Source organism: Pseudomonas anguilliseptica (genome assembly GCF_900105355.1).
Classification (GTDB): domain Bacteria; phylum Pseudomonadota; class Gammaproteobacteria; order Pseudomonadales; family Pseudomonadaceae; genus Aquipseudomonas; species Aquipseudomonas anguilliseptica.
Genome location: NZ_FNSC01000001.1, coordinates 3,575,030 through 3,593,334, shown reverse-complemented (window position 1 = coordinate 3,593,334; position 18,305 = coordinate 3,575,030). Strand labels below are relative to the sequence as shown.

At 61.2% G+C, this 18,305-nt stretch carries 18 protein-coding genes and 2 pseudogenes; 4 read left to right on the top strand and 16 right to left on the bottom strand.

Going from position 1 to position 18,305, the window contains the following annotated elements:
* Positions 1–26 precede the first annotated feature (26 nt).
* Positions 27–371, bottom strand: coding sequence for an OmpA family protein (locus BLW24_RS17565; protein WP_167360390.1), 345 nt, complete (start codon positions 369–371; stop codon positions 27–29).
* 34 nt (positions 372–405) lie between these two features.
* On the opposite strand from BLW24_RS17565, the gene tnpB reads away from it, so the two are divergent.
* The gene (tnpB, locus tag BLW24_RS17560; RefSeq protein ID WP_244161054.1) at positions 406–801 is read left to right on the top strand and encodes an IS66 family insertion sequence element accessory protein TnpB; all 396 of its coding nucleotides are present in this window, start codon (positions 406–408) and stop codon (positions 799–801) included.
* Between the two features lie 18 nt (positions 802–819).
* Positions 820–1,020 (top strand): annotated as a pseudogene (locus tag BLW24_RS17555) (IS66 family transposase); the annotation flags it as partial.
* A gap of 13 nt (positions 1,021–1,033) precedes the next feature.
* Here BLW24_RS17555 and BLW24_RS17550 read toward each other — a convergent pair.
* Complete coding sequence (locus BLW24_RS17550; RefSeq protein WP_090376034.1) at positions 1,034–2,125, bottom strand: IS630 family transposase; 1,092 nt, start codon at positions 2,123–2,125, stop codon at positions 1,034–1,036.
* A 78-nt stretch (positions 2,126–2,203) separates the two neighbouring features.
* Between BLW24_RS17550 and tnpC the strand changes: the two are divergent.
* A pseudogene (gene tnpC / locus BLW24_RS17545) lies at positions 2,204–3,561 on the top strand (IS66 family transposase); the annotation flags it as partial.
* A 31-nt stretch (positions 3,562–3,592) separates the two neighbouring features.
* On the opposite strand, the gene BLW24_RS17540 reads toward tnpC, so the two are convergent.
* The 10 genes from BLW24_RS17540 to BLW24_RS17495 all read right to left on the bottom strand — a co-directional run bounded on the left by BLW24_RS17540 (position 3,593) and on the right by BLW24_RS17495 (position 12,911).
* Positions 3,593–4,144 (bottom strand): hypothetical protein, encoded by a 552-nt coding sequence (locus BLW24_RS17540; RefSeq protein WP_090384893.1) that lies wholly within the window; start codon positions 4,142–4,144, stop codon positions 3,593–3,595.
* Between the two features lie 41 nt (positions 4,145–4,185).
* The gene (locus BLW24_RS17535) at positions 4,186–5,319 is read right to left on the bottom strand and encodes a PLP-dependent cysteine synthase family protein (RefSeq protein ID WP_090387783.1); all 1,134 of its coding nucleotides are present in this window, start codon (positions 5,317–5,319) and stop codon (positions 4,186–4,188) included.
* Between the two features lie 10 nt (positions 5,320–5,329).
* The gene (locus tag BLW24_RS17530; RefSeq protein WP_090384885.1) at positions 5,330–6,235 is read right to left on the bottom strand and encodes a DMT family transporter; all 906 of its coding nucleotides are present in this window, start codon (positions 6,233–6,235) and stop codon (positions 5,330–5,332) included.
* Positions 6,236–6,386: 151 nt separating this feature from the next.
* Positions 6,387–6,719 carry a Na+/H+ antiporter subunit G gene (locus BLW24_RS17525; protein ID WP_090384882.1) on the bottom strand — a complete coding sequence of 111 codons (333 nt, stop codon included), beginning with the start codon at positions 6,717–6,719 and terminating at the stop codon, positions 6,387–6,389.
* A gap of 23 nt (positions 6,720–6,742) precedes the next feature.
* Positions 6,743–7,012: a K+/H+ antiporter subunit F gene (locus BLW24_RS17520; protein ID WP_090384879.1), complete on the bottom strand. Its 270-nt coding sequence runs from the start codon at positions 7,010–7,012 to the stop codon at positions 6,743–6,745.
* Positions 6,997–7,500: a Na+/H+ antiporter subunit E gene (locus BLW24_RS17515; RefSeq protein WP_090384876.1), complete on the bottom strand. Its 504-nt coding sequence runs from the start codon at positions 7,498–7,500 to the stop codon at positions 6,997–6,999. The genes BLW24_RS17520 and BLW24_RS17515 overlap by 16 nt, the downstream gene beginning before the upstream one ends.
* Entirely contained in the window at positions 7,497–9,002 is a 1,506-nt protein-coding gene (locus BLW24_RS17510; protein WP_090384874.1) for a monovalent cation/H+ antiporter subunit D, read from the bottom strand. Before BLW24_RS17510 ends, BLW24_RS17515 begins: the two co-directional genes overlap by 4 nt.
* Positions 8,999–9,328 (bottom strand): Na+/H+ antiporter subunit C, encoded by a 330-nt coding sequence (locus tag BLW24_RS17505; protein ID WP_090384871.1) that lies wholly within the window; start codon positions 9,326–9,328, stop codon positions 8,999–9,001. Before BLW24_RS17505 ends, BLW24_RS17510 begins: the two co-directional genes overlap by 4 nt.
* A 1-nt stretch (position 9,329) precedes the next feature.
* Positions 9,330–12,122, bottom strand: coding sequence for a monovalent cation/H+ antiporter subunit A (locus tag BLW24_RS17500; RefSeq protein WP_090384863.1), 2,793 nt, complete (start codon positions 12,120–12,122; stop codon positions 9,330–9,332).
* A gap of 327 nt (positions 12,123–12,449) precedes the next feature.
* Entirely contained in the window at positions 12,450–12,911 is a 462-nt protein-coding gene (locus tag BLW24_RS17495) for an outer membrane lipoprotein (protein WP_090384856.1), read from the bottom strand.
* 175 nt (positions 12,912–13,086) lie between these two features.
* Here BLW24_RS17495 and BLW24_RS17490 point away from each other — a divergent pair, with 175 nt between their 5' ends.
* On the top strand, positions 13,087–13,323 hold the full coding sequence (locus BLW24_RS17490) for a hypothetical protein (RefSeq protein ID WP_090384850.1): 237 nt from the start codon (positions 13,087–13,089) through the stop codon (positions 13,321–13,323).
* Between the two features lie 7 nt (positions 13,324–13,330).
* Here BLW24_RS17490 and pdxH read toward each other — a convergent pair whose 3' ends face one another.
* The 4 genes from pdxH to BLW24_RS17470 all read right to left on the bottom strand — a co-directional run bounded on the left by pdxH (position 13,331) and on the right by BLW24_RS17470 (position 18,263).
* On the bottom strand, positions 13,331–13,978 hold the full coding sequence (pdxH, locus tag BLW24_RS17485) for a pyridoxamine 5'-phosphate oxidase (RefSeq protein WP_090384848.1): 648 nt from the start codon (positions 13,976–13,978) through the stop codon (positions 13,331–13,333).
* 104 nt (positions 13,979–14,082) lie between these two features.
* Positions 14,083–14,670 carry an OmpA family protein gene (locus tag BLW24_RS17480; RefSeq protein ID WP_244161189.1) on the bottom strand — a complete coding sequence of 196 codons (588 nt, stop codon included), beginning with the start codon at positions 14,668–14,670 and terminating at the stop codon, positions 14,083–14,085.
* 193 nt (positions 14,671–14,863) lie between these two features.
* Entirely contained in the window at positions 14,864–16,009 is a 1,146-nt protein-coding gene (locus BLW24_RS17475) for a serine hydrolase domain-containing protein (protein ID WP_090387782.1), read from the bottom strand.
* 118 nt (positions 16,010–16,127) lie between these two features.
* Positions 16,128–18,263 (bottom strand): beta-agarase, encoded by a 2,136-nt coding sequence (locus BLW24_RS17470; RefSeq protein WP_167360389.1) that lies wholly within the window; start codon positions 18,261–18,263, stop codon positions 16,128–16,130.
* Positions 18,264–18,305 lie beyond the last annotated feature (42 nt).

Sequence of the window (18,305 nt, the reverse complement as noted above, 5' to 3'; positions counted from 1 at the left end):
TGCCTGCAAGCCAGGCAGCATGCGGACTACAGCTTGACCAACTCAACCCGGCGATTCTTCGCCCGCCCTTCTTCACTGCGATTGTCCGCCACTGGCCGTTCCTGGCCGAAGCCCGCAGCAGTCAGTCGCTGCACCTCGATACCGGCGGCGACTATGGCATTCATCACGCTCAGTGCGCGCTGTTCAGACAGCAGCTTGTTGGCCTCGGCCTGACCCTGACTGTCAGTATGGCCTTCGACGGCCAGGCGCAGATCCGGCGCGGTTTTAAGCATGCTGACAATCTCCGCCACCGTGGCCTGACCATCGGCCTTGAGCTCAGCTTTACCAGTATCGAAGTTGATATATAGGGCGATAAAGCGTAAGCGCTCCATAAACCTCATCTACAAATGATCCGCAGGCCAGCCAATGCTGAGCTCCAATTTCTTTCTGGAGCCAGCCGTCATGATGCGCCCCGACGCCAAAGTCGAAAAAGTCTATCTATACCCCAAGCCGGTGGATTTCCGAAAATCCATCGATGGCCTGGCCGCCCTGGTCGAGCTGGATATCAAGGTGGCGGTGTTCGACCCGGTGCTGTTCGTCTTCCTCAACCGCGCGCGCAGCCGGGTGAAGATTTTGTATTGGGAGCGCAACGGCTTTTGCCTGTGGCTCAAGCGATTGGAGGCTGAACGCTTCAAGTCGCATCCGGAACCTGGCGAAGATGCGATCGTGCTGACGGCCCAGGAGTTGAACTGGTTGTTGGACGGTATCGACCTGTGGCGCAACCGGCCGCACCAGGTTTTGACCCCTAGGTTCGTCACCTGAGCCGGTATAATCCACGGCATGATTTCTGTGCCCGAAACCCTTCCTGATGACCCCGCCGCGCTCAAGCAATTGCTCGCTGAGGTGTTGTCGTCGGCGCAGGAATTGGCCAAGGACAAGGATGGGCAGATCGAGCGCCTGCGCGAACAAAACGCGCTGTTGATCCAGCGCCTGTTCGGCCGTAAATCCGAGCAGAGCAGCGACCCGGATTCACCGCAGCTAGTGGCCTGTCTGGTTAATCCAATAACTCATTCCGAATTACAGCCAGCTTTGCTCGATGCACGGAGCTGATAATCGACTCAGCCGTTTTGCTCCAGCGGAACGGCTTAGCCGAATGTTCGTTATGAGCCTCAATGAAGCGACGTATCGCCGCTCTCAGGTCAGCCACGCTGCTGAAGGCATCACGATAAAGCGCCCGTCTTTCCAGTTGCGCAAACCAGCCCTCCACGGCGTTCAGCCACGAGGCGCTGGTCGGTGTGAAGTGCAGCTTGAAACGGGGATGCTTCTCCAGCCATTCCCTGACGGCAGCGGTCTTGTGAGTCGAGCTGTTGTCCAGAATTACATGCAGGTCCAGCTCGGCGGGAGTGCTGCGGTCGATCTGTCGAAGGAACTCCAAAAACTCCTTGGCCCTGTGCCGCTGGGTGATACGGCCGATGACCTTACCCGTCAGGATGTCAAAGTCTGCGTACAGACTGGCCGTACCGTGGCGCTTATAGTCATGCGTCCGCCGCTCAATCTGCCCGGGCTTGAGCGGCAGCATGGGCTGTGTGCGGTCCAGCGCCTGGATCTGTGTTTTTTCGTCAACAGATAGCACCAGGGCGTTGTCGGGCGGATTCAAATAGAGCCCGACGACATCGACCACTTTGTCTGCAAAGTGCGGGTCGTTACTGATCTTGAAGGTTTTCAACCGGTGCGGCTTGAGGTCGGCAGCAGCCCACACCTGTGCGACCTGCCAGATGCTGACCCCAGCGTACTTGGCCATCAACCGTAGGCTCCAGTGGGTAGCTTCGCGCGGGACTCGCTGGGTCGTCAGCGTCAGGATTTCCTTGATCTTCGCTTCGTTGAGCTTGCGAGGCGCTCCACTGCGCCGCAGGTCACTCAGCCCCTCCAGACCGGTCTCCTGGTAGCGTTTACGCCATTTGAAGACCACTGGCGCAGAGACTTGCAGCTGCTCGCTGATCTCCTTGGGCGTGAGACCGTTGGCCAGCAGCAACAGAATTCTGGCCCGCTGGCCGATGCTCTGAGGCAGCGATCCCATGCGTAACCAGCCTTGCAGCATGTCGGCATCACTGGGACTCAAGAAGAATGGGGCTGCTGGCCGGGCCATATGGGAGCTCAATTCATGACGATAGAGCGCGCAGTATACTGGCCCGGCATTAGATTAACGAATTTTACAGACATTTCACTAGAGATGTTCAACGAAGCGGAAAGCCTGGCCGAAGCGGCGGCTGAAGCTCCGGCCGCTGAGGTCGAGGAAGAAGTCGTTGCGCCGACCAAGCGCCGCGGCAAGCGCAAGCCGTTACCGGCCGAACTACCGCGTGTCGAGGTCATCCACGAACTGCCCGAACACGAACTGACCTGCGAATGCGGTTGCCGCAAGCAGGCCATAGGCGAAGAAACCAGCGAGCAGCTGGAAATCATCCCGATGCAGGTTCAGGTGATCCGCCACATTCGCAAGACCTATGCCTGCAAGGCCTGCGAAAGCGCGCCGGTCACCGCTGACAAACCGGCCCAACTGATCGAGAAAAGCCTGGCCAGCCCGAGCGTGCTGGCGATGCTGCTGACCAGCAAATACGCCGACGGCATCCCACTGTATCGCTTCGAAAAGATGCTCAGTCGCCATGGCATCGACATCCCCCGGCAGACCCTGGCGCGCAGGGTGATCCAGTGCGGCGAACTGCTACAACCGTTGCTCAACCTGATGCGCGACAGGCTGCTGGACAGTCCGGTGATCCACTGCGATGAAACCCGCGTGCAGGTGCTCAAGGAGCCTGGGCGCGATCCGAGCAGCCACTCCTGGATGTGGGTGCAGACCGGTGGCCCGCCTGGCAAACCGGTGATCCTCTTCGACTACACAACCAGCCGCGCGCAGGAGGTGCCGCTGCGCCTGCTCGACGGTTATCGCGGCTACCTGATGACCGACGATTACGCCGGCTACAACGCCGTGGCCGCACAACAAGGTGTTGAACGCCTGGCCTGCTGGGCGCATGCGCGCGCAAGTTCGTCGAAGCGCAAAAGGTGCAACCGAAGGGCAAAACCGGGCGTGCCGACATCGCGTTGGGGATGATCAACAAGCTCTACGGCATCGAGCGCGAACTTAAGGATGCCAGCGATGAACAGCGCTACCGGGGCCGCCAGCAGCACAGCCTACCGCTCCTCGATCAGCTCAAGACCTGGCTGGAGAAAACCCAGCCGCAGGTCACGGCGCAGAATGCCCTGGGCAAAGCAGTGAACTACCTGGCGAGCAACTGGAGCCGACTCGAACGCTACATCGAGGCTGGCCACCTGCCGATCGATAACAACGCTGCCGAGCGCGCGATCCGGCCCTTCGTCATAGGTCGCAAGAACTGGCTGTTCAGCGACACGCCGAAAGGCGCGACCGCCAGCGCCCAACTCTACAGCCTGGTGGAAACCGCCAAGACCAATGGCCAGGAGCCCTACGCCTGGTTGCGCCATGTCCTCGAACGCCTGCCGCTGGCCAACAGCGTTGAAGCCTACGAAGCGCTGCTGCCTTGGAACTGCCAACCAACGACGCCACTGTAAAACGCAAAACCTCTCCAGAGGGAGGTGGGGTCTATGGAGCGCTTACGATAAAGCCGTTGCGGTTGAGTTCATCAAGCAACTGATTGGCAGTCACCACCTGCTGCATGGCCGCCACTTCGACGATCACCAGCTTGTAGCTCTGCGTCGGTGCACTGAAGATTTCCGGCTCCAAGCGCACCCACACCTGCTTACCGCCAGTCGTGACCTTCAGCGTGGTTTCGCCGCCATCACCATCCTGGGGCAGACGCTCGTAGACTACTTCGCCGCCGATCGACTTGATCGCATTCTGGTAGTTGCGCAGCAACTGCAGCGGGCTCGGCTGGCTGTCTACCGCGTTGTGGAAATAGCGAATCTGCGTGGCATCGCCTTCCACGGTCTGGCGCTGTGGTACGCCGTCCTGAGTACCGGTGGCGAACTGCGCGGCATTGTAGTTCTGCTCGTACTCGACGATATGCGAGTTCGGGTAGCGAGACAGCAGCGGATGGTCCTTCGACCACGCCGTGTCATCGGCTGCCAGCACCGCTACGCTCAGCCCAACAACCGACCACAGCAGCATGTGCAAGCAGCTGCGCGCAATTCCCATGGCATTTCTCCTGCTGCATTCGGGGCGCGGCGTGCGCCCACCTACAGCAGTGACTTTAGACCAGCCGCTACCGAGCAGCCGCCTACCCCCCCCACGGGCAAGTCACCCGGCAAGCTAACACCGCGCTCGGCGCAATCCGCTACCGCTGCGATTAACCCAGTCAGCTCGAAACCCTGGGCGCTGAGCCACGCCTGATCGTAGTAGGTGTCGGCATAGCGCTCGCCACCATCGCAGAGAATCGCCACCACCGAGCCGGACTCACCCGCCGCAACCATCCGCTGCGCCACCAGCAATGCGCCAATCAGATTGGTGCCGCTGGAGCCACCCACTTTCCGGCCCAGGCGCTGCGCCAAGTAATGCATGGCGGCCAGAGACAAGGCATCTGGCACCTTGCACATGGCATCGATCACTGACGGCAGAAAGGACGCCTCGACCCGGGGCCGACCGATGCCTTCGATACGCGAACCATGGTTCAGGCACAAGCTGGCATCACCCGTGCAGTAGTAATCGAAGAACACCGAACGCTCGGCATCAGCGCACAACACCTGAGTGCTGTGGCGGCGGTAACGCACATAACGCCCCAGCGTGGCCAGAGTACCGCCGGTGCCAGGACTGGACACCAGCCAGCTTGGCTCAGGGAAACGTTCGCTGCGCAGCTGCTGGAAGATCGACTCGGCAATATTGTTGTTGGCGCGCCAGTCGGTGGCGCGCTCGGCGTAGGTGAACTGATCCATAAAATGCCCACCGGTCTCACGCACCAGGCGCTCAGACTCGGCGTAGATCTGCGTCGGGTCCTGTACCAGATGGCTCTGCCCGCCGTAAAAAGCGATCTGCGCGATCTTCTCCTTCGAGGTGCTGGCCGGCATCACCGCAATAAACGGCAACCCCAGCAAGCGGGCAAAATAGGCCTCGGAAATCGCCGTGGAGCCGCTGGACGCCTCGATCACCGGCGCGCCGGGTTTGAGCCAGCCGTTACACAGCGCATAAAGAAACAGCGAACGCGCCAGGCGATGCTTGAGACTACCAGTGGGATGGCTGGACTCATCCTTGAAATACAGTTCGACACCCGGCAAGCCTGGCAGCGCCAGGGGAATCAGGTGGGTGTCGGCGCTGCGCTGAAAGTCCGCCTCGATGATGCGGATCGCTTCACGCGCCCAGGTTCGGGTATCACTCATCACTTTGTCCTCAATCCAGAACACCAGCAGGCATGGGCGTCGCTCCCTGCCACTGACTCAGTAAGACACCGGCAAACACCAATGCAGCGGCCACTATCTGCAAGGTATTCAGGCTTTCGCCTAATAGCAGTATGGCGAACAGCAGGGTGAACACCGGGATCAGGTTGGTAAAGGCCGACGCCTGATTGGCCGGCAAGCGGCTGACGCCGAAGTTGTACAGCCCGTAAGCGCCCACCGTGACCAATATGCCTAGGTACGCCACCGCGCCCAGGCCCATGGGGCTGACGCTGGTTGGCAAAGGTGCACTGAACAGCGCCAGGGGTAGAAAGAAAATAGTGCCGACAAAGGCCACCATGGCGGTGAGCAGAAAGGGCGAATAGCGTGATGACAAATGCTTGAGCAACAGGGTGTAACCCATGGCGCAGAGCATCGCTAGCAGCTCGTAGAAGTTGCCGAGAATCGGGTTGCTGGCATGCTCATCGGCGCTACCGGCCAAGCTAAGCCATACGGCGCCGATCAACGCCAGGAGAAAGCCCGCAAGGGTGATGCGGCTGATCCGCTCGCGCAGGAAGATAAACGCACCCACCGCCACCAGCAGCGGCAGCAAAGCCGTGACCATGCCCGCTTGCGCTGCGCTGGTGTGCTGCAGCGCCAGGGCTTCAAAGAGAAAGTACAGACAGGGTTCGCAGGCCGCCAAGCCCAACAGGTACTTCCAGTCACCGGCGCGGTAGTGCATCTGCCCACGCCAGCGCCAAGCCAGCAAGAACACCAAGCTACCGAGGGCCATACGGCCGAAAATCACCCACAGCGGCGGCAGCTCGGCAAAGGCCAGCTTGAGCGCAATAAAGGAACTGCCCCACAGCGCCATGGCGATCACCAGGCAGATCACCGCGATGCCCCTTGCCCGCTCACCCATACCCAAGCCCCTAGCTAAAGGCTGCAGTGTAGAGAGACCGGCGCGCTGCCGACAGATACAGTCAGCGCCGCGAACTGTGCGGGGTGGTTCGAGACGAGACAGCCGACGCGGCTAAAGCCCCTCCCACAGGAAGCGCGACGCAACCGGCACCTTATTGTTCCCAGGGCTTACCGCGAGTTTGCTCATTGATCCGCAGCTTCTGCTGCAACGCGGCCTTGGCCAGCATATGGGCGCTGACCGGTGCGGTGATAAACAGAAACAGGGCGATCAACAGCTCATGCAGGCTGACGCCCTCGCCGCGAAAACTGAAGTAGATCAGCGAGGCAATCACCATGCCGCCCACACCCAGGGTGCTGGCCTTGGTCGGGCCGTGCAGGCGCATAAAGAAATCCGGCAGGCGGTACAGGCCAATCGCACCGATCAAGGCGAACAGGCTGCCGATCAGCAGAAACAGCGCCACCAGCGCTTCGATCCAGGTATCCATTCAGCAGTCTCCGTAGAACGTTGTTACTCAATGATGTCGCCGCGCAGCAAATACTTGGCCACCGCCACCGTGCCGATAAACCCCATAACCGCAATCAGCAGGGCCGCTTCAAAATACAGGTCCGAACCCAGCCAGATGCCGAACAGCACCAGCATGGCAATCGCGTTGATATACAGGGTATCCAGGGCAAGGATGCGGTCGGGTAGGTCCGGGCCGATGATCAGGCGCGCCATGGTCAGCACCAGGGCCAGGCCGATGATCAGCAGGCACAGCGGAATCACGTAGGCGAGCATGTGAATACCTCCAGCAAGGGTGCTTCGTAGCGTTGTTTGATTTCTGCCACCAAGACGTCGGCGTCCGGCACATCCAGGCCGTGCACCAGCAACATCTTGCGGTCATCGCTGAGGTCGGCAGAGACCGTGCCCGGGGTCAGGGAGATGATGCTGGTGAGCATGGTCAGGGCCAGCTCATCTTCCAGCAGCAAGGGAATCTCCACGAAGGCCGGGCGCAGCTTGGCGGGCGAGCCGAGGATCAGTTTGGCCACCTGCAGGTTGGCCATGACGATATCGCCAAGAATGCGCAGCAGAAACAGGCACAGCTTGAGCGGCTTGTAGACCCGTGGCGGGTTGATCCAAAACACCTGGGTCAGCAGCGGAATCGCCCAGCCGAGCAGCGCGCCGAGCAGCCAGTGGCCCAGGCTCAAGTCATTCATCAACAGTAGCCAGACCAGCAGCAGGCACAGGCTCAGCAGCGGATGGGGTAACCAGCGACGTGCTTTCATCGTGCAGCTCCCGATTCGATGATTTGCCGGTACAGCGCCAGGTCATGCAGCTGGCTGGCCGTGGCCTCGACATAACTGAGCAGCGGCGCAGCACCGACCATCAGCAGCAGGCTGAGCAGCAGCAAGCCAGCACAGGCCAGCAGCCGGCCGTAATCCAGCTCGGCGCTGTCCAGCTGACTCAGGCCAACGCGCCAGAACAGCATGCTGCCGGCGCGACTTAGGGCAATCAGGGTCAGCAAGCCGCCGCCCAGTACCACCGGCCACAGCATTAGCGCCTGCACACCCGGCTCTAGCGAGCGCAGCAACAGCAGCTTGCCGATAAACCCGGAAAGCGGCGGCAGGCCGGCCACGGCAATCGCACCGAAAAAGAACAGGCCGCCGAGCAGGTGCGGATTCTGTAGCGCCGGCCCCTGCACCAGCAGCGCTTCTTTAACGCCACGTTGGCGGGCAATCAGGTCGGCCAGCAGGAACAACCCACCGGAAACCCAGGTGCTGTGCACCAGGTAATACAGCGCACCGGCCAGGGCTTGTTCGGTGCCGATGGCAATACCGGCGAGCACGGTGCCGACCGACACCACCACCAGATAGGCCAAGAGACCTTGCAGGCTGACCGCCGCCAGCGCGCCAATCACGCCCAGTGCCAGGGTCAGCAGGGCAATCGGCCAGAGCCAGTCGCCCGCCATATTGGCCAGGCTGCCGGCCTCATCGCCGAAGATCAGCGTGTACACGCGGATGATCGAATACAGACCGACCTTGGTCATGATCGCAAACAGCGCCGCGACCGGCGCAGTGGCCGAGGCATAGGCCTTGGGGAGCCAGAAATACAGCGGCAGAAATGCCGCCTTGAGGCCGAACACCACGAGCAGCAACAACCCGGCAGCGCCCAGCAGCGCCGCATCATCCGCCCCGGCAGCGGCCACGCGAATAGCCATATCAGCCATGTTCAGGGTGCCGGTGATGCCATACAGCACGCCGACCGCAAGCAGGAAGAACGCCGAGCCCACCAGATTCAGCACCACGTAATGCAACCCCGCACGCACCCGCTCTGCCCCGCCACCATGCACCAGCAGCGCATAGGAGGCGATCAGCAGAATCTCGAAGAACACGAACAGGTTGAACAGATCGCCGGTGAGGAAGGCGCCGTTGATGCCCATCAGCTGGAACTGGAACAGCGCATGAAAACTCTGCCCACGCTCATCGTCGCCACGCACCGCATACAACAAGGCGAAGCTGCCAAGCACCGCCGTAACCACCAGCAGCAAGGCGCTCAGCCGATCGAGCAGCAGGATGATGCCGAACGGCGCCGCCCAGTTACCGGCGGCATACACCTGCAGCACGCCCTGATCGGCCAGCCAGAGCAGATAGCCGCTCAACGGCAGCAGCAATAGAGTTGCCACCAGTGACAAGCTGCGTTTGACCCGCAGGCTCAGGCCCGCGCCCAGCAGCAACAGGCTGCCGGCAAACATTGGCAGCAGAATGGGCAGAATCAAGCCGTGATTCATTGTGCAGGCTCCTGGCCGTCAACATGGTCGGTCTGGGTTTCACCTACGCTGCGCAGCGCCAGCACCACCACGAAGGCCGTCATGGCAAAACCGATCACGATGGCGGTCAGCACCAGCGCCTGAGGCAGCGGGTCCGCGTATTGGTTGCCCTGGCCGATCACCGTGACCACGCCGCTCTGCAAGCGGCCCATGGCAAACAGGAACAGGTTTACCGCATAGGAAATCAGCGTCAGCCCCAGCACCACCGGGAAGGTCCGGGCGCGCAGCAGCAGGTACACGCCGCTGGCGGTGAGGATGCCCAGAGTCGCGGCAAATATGGCTTCCATCTCAAAGCACCTCTTCTACAGCTTTTTCCTGGGTCAACTTGCCCAGGTTGGCGAGAATCAGCAGGGTCGCACCGACAACCGTCAGGTACACGCCCAGATCGAACAACATGGCGGTGGCTAGCTCAATTTCACCGATCAGCGGGATATGGAAATGACCGAAGGCCGAGGTCAGGAACGGCCGGTCAAACAGCCAACTGCCCAGGCCCGTCAGACCGGCAACCAATACACCGAGGCCGGCCATGCCCTGATAATTCAGCGGCAGGCGCGACTGCGTCCACTGCACGCCGCTGGCGACGTATTGCAGGATCAGCGCCACGGCCGTCACCAAGCCGGCGATAAAACCGCCACCGGGCAGGTTGTGGCCACGCAGGAAGATAAACACCGAGACCAGCAGCGCCATCGGCAACAGCACCCGCGACAGGGTGGCTAGGATCAATGGGTGGCGGTCACGCGCCCAGCTGCGGCCCTGCGCATCGACCTTCGGCTGGAACAGGCGCAGGCCGTCGAGCAGCGCGAAGATGCCTACGGCGGCAATCGCCAGCACGGTGACCTCGCCCATGGTGTCGAAGCCGCGGAAGTCCACCAGAATCACGTTGACCACGTTGGTGCCGCCGCCGCCCGGCACACTGTTCTCCAGGAAGAACGCCGAAATACTGTCGTAAGGCCGCGTCAGCACGGCGAACACCAGCATCGCCACCATCACCCCGCTGCCCACCGCCAGGGTGAAGTCGCGCAGACCGCGCAGGCTGCTCGACTCGACACGGGTATGCGCCGGCAGAAAGAACAGCGCGAGCATCAGCAGGATGATCGTCACCACCTCCACTGACAGCTGGGTCAGGGCCAGATCCGGCGCCGAATAGCGGGCGAACGCCAGAGCCACCATCAGCCCGACCACGCTGAGCATCAGCAATGAGACCAGACGCTGGCGATGGAAGATAACCGTCACAAGTGCGGCCAGGGCCATGATGCCCAGGCCCAAGGCAGTGATGCCGTCGATCTTCGCCATGGCCAGCGGTCCGCTGATTTGTGGCAACGAACTCAAGCCCTGGGTCACCACGATTAACGCTGCCGCGAGTAACAGAGCCAGGTAACGCTGCAGCGAAGCATTTTCTAACCACCGGGTCACGGCGGAACACGCCTGGATCACAAGCACTACACCACGTTCAAAGATCAACTTGGCATCTACGCTCGGCAGCCCGGCATACCAGCGGAACAGCGGCTGACGGAACACGTACACCAGAATCCCGCCGAACAAGGCAATAAAGCTCATCAGCAGCGGCAGGTTGAAGCCGTGCCAGATTGCCAGGCTGTAACTCGGCACATCACCACCCAGGGTGGCGGCTGCGGCTGCGGCCAGCAGCGGCGCCACAGTGTAGGCCGGGACAATCCCCACCAGCAGGCAGAGGAACACCAGAATCTCCACCGGTACCTTCATATAGCGCGGCGGCTCATGCGGCGGGTAATGCGGCAAGTCGACCGGCTCACCGTTGAAGAAAACGTCGTGGATAAAACGCAGCGAATAGGCCACCGAGAACACCCCGGCCAGAGTTGCCGCCGCCGGGATCACCCAGTTGAAGCTGCCCAGCAGGTGCTGGTTGAGCGTTTCGGTAAAGAACATTTCCTTGCTCAGGAAGCCGTTGAGCAGCGGCACCCCGGCCATCGCCGAGGCCGCCACCATGGCCAGCACGGCCGTATGCGGCATGTACTTCCACATACCGTTGATGCGCCGCATATCGCGGCTGCCGGTTTCGTGGTCGATGATCCCCGCCGCCATAAACAGCGAGGCCTTGAAAGTGGCGTGGTTGATGATATGGAACACCGCCGCCACGGCCGCCAGGCGCGTATCGAGGCCGAACAGCAAGGTGATCAGACCCAAGTGGCTGATGGTCGAATAGGCCAGCAAGCCCTTGAGGTCATGCTGAAACAGTGCCATCCCGGCGCCGACCAGCAAGGTCACCAGGCCAGTGATGCTGACCAGGTAGAACCACCACTCCGACCCCGCCAGCGCCGGGTACAGACGCGCCAGGAGAAACACCCCGGCCTTGACCATGGTCGCCGAGTGCAGATAGGCCGACACCGGCGTCGGCGCGGCCATGGCATGGGGCAACCAGAAATGGAACGGGAACTGCGCCGACTTGGTGAACACCCCCAACAGCACCAGAATCAACGCCAACGGGTACAGCTCGTGGGCGCGAATCGCATAACCGGCCGCCAACACCTGGGACAGCTCGAAACTGCCAGCGATATGGCCGATCAACAGAATCCCGGCGAACAGCGCCAGGCCACCGCCGCCGGTCACGGCCAGGGCCATGCGCGCGCCTTTGCGGGCATCCGAACGAGCGCCCCAGAAACCGATCAGCAAAAACGACGACAGGCTGGTCAGTTCCCAGAACATCAACATCAGCAGCAGGTTTTCCGAGAGCACCACGCCGAGCATGGCGCCCATGAACAACAGGAGAAAGGCGAAGAAGCGCCCCATTGGCTCCTTCTTCGACAGGTAGTAGCGTGCGTAGAGAATGACCAGCAGGCCAATACCGAGAATCAGCAGAGCAAACAGAAAGCCCAAGCCATCCAGACGCAGGCTGAGATTCAGGCCCAGCGCCGGCAACCACTCCAGCTTGACCTTAAGCAGCTCACCGGCGAACACCGCAGACTGCTGCGAGAGCAGCACTACCAGCGCCGTCAGTGGCGCGACCCCTGCCGCTGCGGCGCAGGCGGAACGGCCCAGGCGCTCGGCCAGTAGCGGCAGAAAGATGCCGAGAAATGGCAAGGCGATGATCAGCGCAAGCGTCATAGAAAAACCCCTTAATACGAACCCGGCACGTACCCGTCCCCGGCTGACTCCCTAACCTGCTCACTGGCGGTCAACCACAGGCGTTTGCCTGCGTTGCAACCCGCGCAAAAGTATTGCACCGCGCGCCGACGAAAGCCCGTCGGCGCAAAAGCGTGCGCGATTATCCATAACTATCGGCCGGCCGTCATGGATAGAATTATTACTAAACGCTGAGTATTCCGCGAGCTTGCCTGAAAAACCTGCGAAACACCGATAAACATCTGGTTTGTCTGGAAAAAAGACAATAAAAAACCGGATCAGTCAGAACTGATCCGGCTTCCTAGGAACTCAATGAGTAACGCGGCTGGTGCCATTCACGGTCATGATCCGTACACGCTCACCGACGCGGAATATCTGATTCTCTTCGACCGCCTGGACGTAGGCTCGCATGCTGCCGTCATCCTCCAGCACGGTAATTTCCACGCCCTGGGTACGGGTCAGACCTTCCTCGGTCATCGCCCCCAGCAGACCACCGGCCACTGCACCGATCACTGCGGCTACCGCACTGCCACGGCCGCCACCGACGCTGCTACCGGCCACGCCACCGATTACCGCACCGGCACCGGCGCCGATTGGGGTTTTCGTGCCTTCGATCTTCACTGGACGCAACGCTTCGATGGTGCCCATACGCACGGTCTGCACAGTGCGTGCTTCATCACGCGAGTAGGTGTCGCCGGTCAGGCTGGAGGCGCAACCACCCAACAGGGCCAGCGCGGCAAACGAGGCAGCCAACAGAAAGGGTTTACGCATGATTGTTTCTCCAGTTAGGCAGGTGCTCATTAAAACGCCTGGGCAGCGCCGCTGTCACCCGCCAATATGCGGCAAAACTTTACCCAAGCTGCAGCGCAGGAGCCCGGCGCGACACTTCGCCGCGTGCAGTCACGGCCTCCAATCAGCCTAAGCTAAGACTTGGCTTGGGGGATTTATGGATTACTTTATCGTCGCCATCACCAGTATTGCCGGGCTGTACTTCCACTGGTGGTTGTATGTGCGAATCAAACGCTGGATGGATCGCGACCTGGCGCTGTCACTGGCTGGCGACTCAACGGCCAAACGCAACTATATGCTTGCTCGCCTGACTGAGGCGCAGGCCGCCGGCATCAAGCGCAGCGACCTGCCCGCCTGGCTGGAGCAAGCTGCCGCGCAATACTCCGGCGACTGAAGCGAACTCAGGGCGCCAGGCGCTCACGCAGCCAGGCGGCGCCCTGCAAACAAAAATTAAGGCGATCATGCAGACGGCTGGAACGGCCCTGCCAGAACTCGATACGCTCCGGCAGCAGACGATAGCCCCCCCAGTGCGGCGGGCAATGTGGCGCGCGATCGAGAAAACGCTGCTCGGTTTCTGCCAGCAGGCCTTCCAGCTCGGCACGGTCGGCAATCACCCGGCTCTGCGGCGAAGCCCAGGCACCCAATCGGCTGCCCAGCGGACGCACCTGGAAGTAGGCATCGCACTCTTCGGCACTCACCCGCTCGACGCGCCCTTCGATACGCACCTGCCGCTCCAGGCTGGGCCAGAAGAAGGTCATGGCGGCAAAGGGATTGGCGGCCAGGTGCTGGCCCTTGGCACTGTCGTAGTTGCTGAAGAAGGTAAAGCCGCGCGTATCCAGACCTTTGAGCAGCAGCACCCGACAATGCGGACGCCCTTGGGCATCGACGGTCGCCAGGGTCATGGCATTAGGCTCGACCGGCAGTTGCTCGGTCTTCACTGCATCGGCAAACCATTGCTCGAACAGTGCAAAGGGCTCAAGCGGCGCTTGCGCCTCGCTCAAGCCATCGCGGGTGTAGTCACGGCGCATATCAGCCAGGGTTTGAGTCATCGGCAAATCCTCTCGAACAAGTACTGCCTAGCTTACCCGCGAGCGCTCTATCTGGCTTGATCTGCGGCAACACGCCGCTGCCTAGCGGCTATTGGCACAGCGTCTTACTGGCTGCTGGCTGGCTTATCAGCCTTGGCTACAGTTTTCGCACTCTTGTCAGCGGCAGGCTTGACAGCGGCTACTGCAGTGACGGGTGCCGGTGCAGGTTGGCTGTACTTGGAAATCAACGCGTTGAGGGTGGCTTTCGAGGTCAGGAGGATTTCCACTCGGCGGTTCAACGCACGGCCTTGCTGACTGTCGTTGGCGGCGCGCGGCATGTCCGAGCCCAGGCCCTTGACCATCAGACGGTTCTGCTTGAGACCGCTGAGGCGGAAAATCGAGGTGAACGCACGAGCCCGCTGGTGGCTCAGTTCACGGTTGGCGCTTACTTCACCGCTGCTGTCGGCGTGGCCGAGAATCAGCACACCGATGGTTTCATCACTTTCCAGCAGTTTGGCCATGCGGCTCAGCGGGCCGAGGGTGGTCGGCAACATCATATGAGGACGGTCCGGGTTGAACGAACCCAGCACCGGCGCGGTAACGACTAGCAGGTTTTCGCGACGTTCAAACTCGAAATGGGTGCCTTTGATCGCTTCACGCACCTTCGGCTCGTACACATCCAGCCAGGCCTGAGTAACTGCTGGTGGCGGCATTGGCACCACCTTCGGCGCGGGCTTTTCGGATTTCTCGAAAAGGCTACAACCGCTGATCAGTACACACAGAGCGATGACGAGAGTTTTGTTAGCGAGCATCAGGTATCCACACGTGATAAGCAAAAAAGGAGCGGGTCAGTGGCCCGCTCAGAAGCGGACCATGCCATGTTGCGCAGCAGTCTAGCCGAGCCGGCTATAAACAATCAGCTAACAAACGCGCAAGTTTCTGCGCACGGGGGTCCATCAAGACGAACGGTCCTAGATTATTGGTAACAAAACCAAACGCCACGTCCCGCTCCGGGTCGGCAAAACCAATAGAACCGCCAGCGCCAGGATGGCCAAAGGCACGCGGGCCCATGCCGTAGGTGGCGTTGGCCACCTCAGGCTGATCAAGCATGCAGCCCAGACCAAAGCGGGTGCGGGTCAGCAGGGTCTTGTCTTCGCCTACCGCGTGCTCACGGGTCAGCTCGGCCAGCAACTCGCTTTCCAGCAACTGACCATCCAGCAGACCGCTGTAGAAACCGGCCAGACTACGGGCATTGCCGTGACCGTTCGCCGCCGGCTGCTGCATGCGCCGCCACTCGGACTTATTGGTACTGGTCATGATCGACGGTGGATTGGTGAAGGCCCGCGTGCTCATGGCCGCTGGTTCGCTCATCATGGTCTTGAGCAGGCGCTGGGCTGCTGCATCGCCGAAGTTGCCCTTGCCACGGGAGATGATTGCCACCCGATCGAACTCTTCATCCGCCAGGCCAACATGAAAGTCCAGTCCTAGGGGCTTGGCCGTACGCGCAACGATGGACTCGCCCGGCCCGCGCCCCTCGACTCGGCGCAACACCTCTCCCACCAGCCAGCCATAGGTGATCGGCGCATAACCATGGCCCTCACCCAATGGCCACCACGGCTGTTCGGCAGCCAGAGCCGTGGTCATCGCCTGCCAATCGTATAAGGCTTCAGCCGGCAGCATCTCGCGCAAGGCTGGCAGCCCGGCCTGATGGCTGAGCAAGTGGCGCAGAGTGATCCTGTCCTTGCCAGCGGCGGCGAACTCGGGCCAATAGCGTGGGACCGGCGCATCCAGCTCGAGCTTGCCCTCGCCCACCAGTTGCAGCGCGGTCACTGCAGTAAAGGTCTTGGTACAGGAAAACAGGTTGAGGATGGTGTCGCTGTGCCAGGCCTGCTGACCCTCCTTGTCGGCAACCCCGGCCCACAGATCCACCACGGTTTCGCCGCCGATTTGCACGCAGAGCGCCATGCCGCGCTCTTGTGGCTCGTCGAACAGTGCCGCAAAGGCATCTCTCAGCGCTTCGAACTTGAGGTCGAAATAACCCTGTATCTGCACCACCCTACCCCCTTCTTAAGTACTCGGCCAAATCTTCGACAGATTGTTTCAGCTCTGACGCCTGCGGTGAACCCAGCACAAGGCTGGTAATCCTACTATCAGCTTGGCGAATAGCCTTTTACGGAGCCGCTGGAACTGGCGCGGTTACAGACTTGAGCAGCGTTCTCGGCACATCGCGGTTGGCTTTGCGCACGGCTTTGACAAAGCCGTCCCAAGGCCGATCGGTAATGGCGACCAGACCCAGATGACCGTTTTCACCATCCAGCAAACGCCCGGTGACCGGCTGATCGAGATACTGGAACCAGTGCACGCCGACGATTTGCGGCTCTTCCAGGGCCTTGCGCAGAAAATGCGCATAGGCCGGGCCGCGCTCTTCTTCCTTATAAACCTCGGCAACTCCGCCCCAGAACGGCCCACGGTCACGCGAGCCGAAGTGGAACTCGGTGACCATCAACGGTTTGTCCAGCTGGCGCAGGGCAGCAAAGTCATACCCATGCTGCGGCTCACGGGTATAGAAGTTGAAACTCAACACATCGCAGAAGGTCGCACAGGCATTCACCGCCTCGGGGATGCTGCTGGCGAAACGCCCCCCCAGCAGCAGGTGATTGGGCGCGTGCCACTCGAGCGAATCGGCAATGGTCTTGAAGTAGGTCTCGGCATACAGGCGCAAGAATGCCTGCATGTCCTTCTCGATGGCCGGGTACTCGGCGCTTGGCAGCGGCGCCTGAAAACCCGGATCTTCCATCAATTCCCAGGCTGGCAGCTCGATACCCCAGGCGCGAGACAGCCCATTCTGATTGCGATACTTGTCGCGCAGCTGCTTGAGGAAGGCACGCTTGGCCGGCACATCGGTGGTCAGACGCAGCGTGGCGTAGGCCAGGGCGTAACGGCTGCTGGGGTCTTCCGCAGGGCCGGCCCAGGCCAGTTCGTTATAGGCGAAATAACCAAGCAGCCAGGGATTGTCACGATGGTCGCGCGAGGCAATCGCCACTGCGCGTTCGGTGGCCATGGCAAAGCGCGGGTCGAATGGATCAGGCATCGCGCCCCACCAGTCGACGCCGGTGCTGATGGTGGCGTAATCGCCATGAATCGACAGTGGAATACTGAATGGCATGCGCGTATCGCCGCCAAAAGCTGCGTCACTCCAGTTACCCAGGGTGTTGAAACCCCAGGCCTGCAGGCGGTCCTGGCTCAGCGTGCGCCAGGCAAGCGGATCAATCTGACCATAGCTGCGTTGCAAGTTGGCCTGGTAGAAATCGAACCAGCGCCCGCTGGCAAACGCCCGCCCCTGGTTGGCGCCGGTGTCGCTACGGCTGTCGGAGGTACCGAAATAAGCCGCCAGCGCCTCACCCGGTTGCGGCAACCCGGTAAACATCGCCTCACGCCCCTCGACGTAAGTAGCACTCTGTTGCGCGGTGACCGCATTGACGCCCAGCGAGTAGAACGGATGGCCTTCAGGAGTTACCAGAAACCAGCGGCCATCACGCTTCTCGGTACGGAAGAAACCGCTCGCCTCAAACGGCTGCCCGCTGGTCCAACCGGCAAACTTGTCCTGCGCAGGGCGTTCGGCCAGCCAGGTATGCAATTGTTTCTGCTCCTGAGCCACCGCCTGCTGCAGTTGCTCGTAGCTCTTAACCTTGCCCGGCCAATCAGCGCGCGTGTACTGGCCGTAACGGTCAACGATAGCGGCATAGGCCGCCGCCGAAAGTTGCTCGCCGTTTACGCCAAACTGGCTGATCAGAATATCTTGCGCGGACTTCGGCTGCGGCATGGACAGAGTGACCGAGCTGACCTTGCTCAGGTCCAGCGTACCCGTGACCGTATCCGCCAGCAGCAGGCGCTGACCCTTGTGCGTCCAGGGCATCGGCGCACCGGCACGCATGCCTTGATCGCGGGGCGAAGTAGCCTGCAAGGGAATCAACAGGGTTTGCGCAGGGCCGGCAGGCAAGGCAATACGCGTACTCAAGCGCTGGCCGTCAGTGCTCTCAATCAGCACATCCAGAGTCAGCGCCCAGTCCATGGCGTTCTGCACACGCAGGCTCACCTGCGTTTGCTGCGACCAGTCCCAGCTACCGTCTTGCGGGGTCAGCTTTAGGCTCGGTTGTTCAGCAGCATGGAAGGTCACTCGCCGCAGCACTTCGCCTTGCGGAGTCGGCTCGCCAATGCGGTTGGGTAGATCGGCATCCTGCGTCGTGACCTGCACGGCATCCATTGGCCGGACAAAATTGAACAGTTCCTGCGGTTCTTTCGCCATGGCTGCACTGGCAAACCCCACGAGCGCTGATACCAGAACAGC

Excerpts from the sequence above, each read along its gene's own strand:
- BLW24_RS17510 (WP_090384874.1), bottom strand. The coding sequence starts at position 9,002 with ATGAATCACGGCTTGATTCTGCCCATTCTGCTGCCAATGTTTGCCGGC.
- BLW24_RS17550 (WP_090376034.1), bottom strand. The coding sequence starts at position 2,125 with ATGGCCCGGCCAGCAGCCCCATTCTTCTTGAGTCCCAGTGATGCCGAC.
- BLW24_RS17470 (WP_167360389.1), bottom strand. The coding sequence starts at position 18,263 with ATGGCGAAAGAACCGCAGGAACTGTTCAATTTTGTCCGGCCAATGGAT.
- pdxH (WP_090384848.1), bottom strand. The coding sequence starts at position 13,978 with ATGACTCAAACCCTGGCTGATATGCGCCGTGACTACACCCGCGATGGC.
- tnpB (WP_244161054.1), top strand. The coding sequence starts at position 406 with ATGCTGAGCTCCAATTTCTTTCTGGAGCCAGCCGTCATGATGCGCCCC.
- BLW24_RS17540 (WP_090384893.1), bottom strand. The coding sequence starts at position 4,144 with ATGGGAATTGCGCGCAGCTGCTTGCACATGCTGCTGTGGTCGGTTGTT.
- BLW24_RS17495 (WP_090384856.1), bottom strand. The coding sequence starts at position 12,911 with ATGCGTAAACCCTTTCTGTTGGCTGCCTCGTTTGCCGCGCTGGCCCTG.
- BLW24_RS17565 (WP_167360390.1), bottom strand. The coding sequence starts at position 371 with ATGGAGCGCTTACGCTTTATCGCCCTATATATCAACTTCGATACTGGT.
- BLW24_RS17535 (WP_090387783.1), bottom strand. The coding sequence starts at position 5,319 with ATGAGTGATACCCGAACCTGGGCGCGTGAAGCGATCCGCATCATCGAG.
- BLW24_RS17500 (WP_090384863.1), bottom strand. The coding sequence starts at position 12,122 with ATGACGCTTGCGCTGATCATCGCCTTGCCATTTCTCGGCATCTTTCTG.
- BLW24_RS17530 (WP_090384885.1), bottom strand. The coding sequence starts at position 6,235 with ATGGGTGAGCGGGCAAGGGGCATCGCGGTGATCTGCCTGGTGATCGCC.
- BLW24_RS17520 (WP_090384879.1), bottom strand. The coding sequence starts at position 7,012 with ATGCTCGCCTACGTGATTCCGCTGTGCCTGCTGATCATCGGCCTGGCC.
- BLW24_RS17505 (WP_090384871.1), bottom strand. The coding sequence starts at position 9,328 with ATGGAAGCCATATTTGCCGCGACTCTGGGCATCCTCACCGCCAGCGGC.
- BLW24_RS17525 (WP_090384882.1), bottom strand. The coding sequence starts at position 6,719 with ATGGATACCTGGATCGAAGCGCTGGTGGCGCTGTTTCTGCTGATCGGC.
- BLW24_RS17490 (WP_090384850.1), top strand. The coding sequence starts at position 13,087 with ATGGATTACTTTATCGTCGCCATCACCAGTATTGCCGGGCTGTACTTC.
- BLW24_RS17515 (WP_090384876.1), bottom strand. The coding sequence starts at position 7,500 with ATGAAAGCACGTCGCTGGTTACCCCATCCGCTGCTGAGCCTGTGCCTG.
- BLW24_RS17480 (WP_244161189.1), bottom strand. The coding sequence starts at position 14,670 with ATGCCGCCACCAGCAGTTACTCAGGCCTGGCTGGATGTGTACGAGCCG.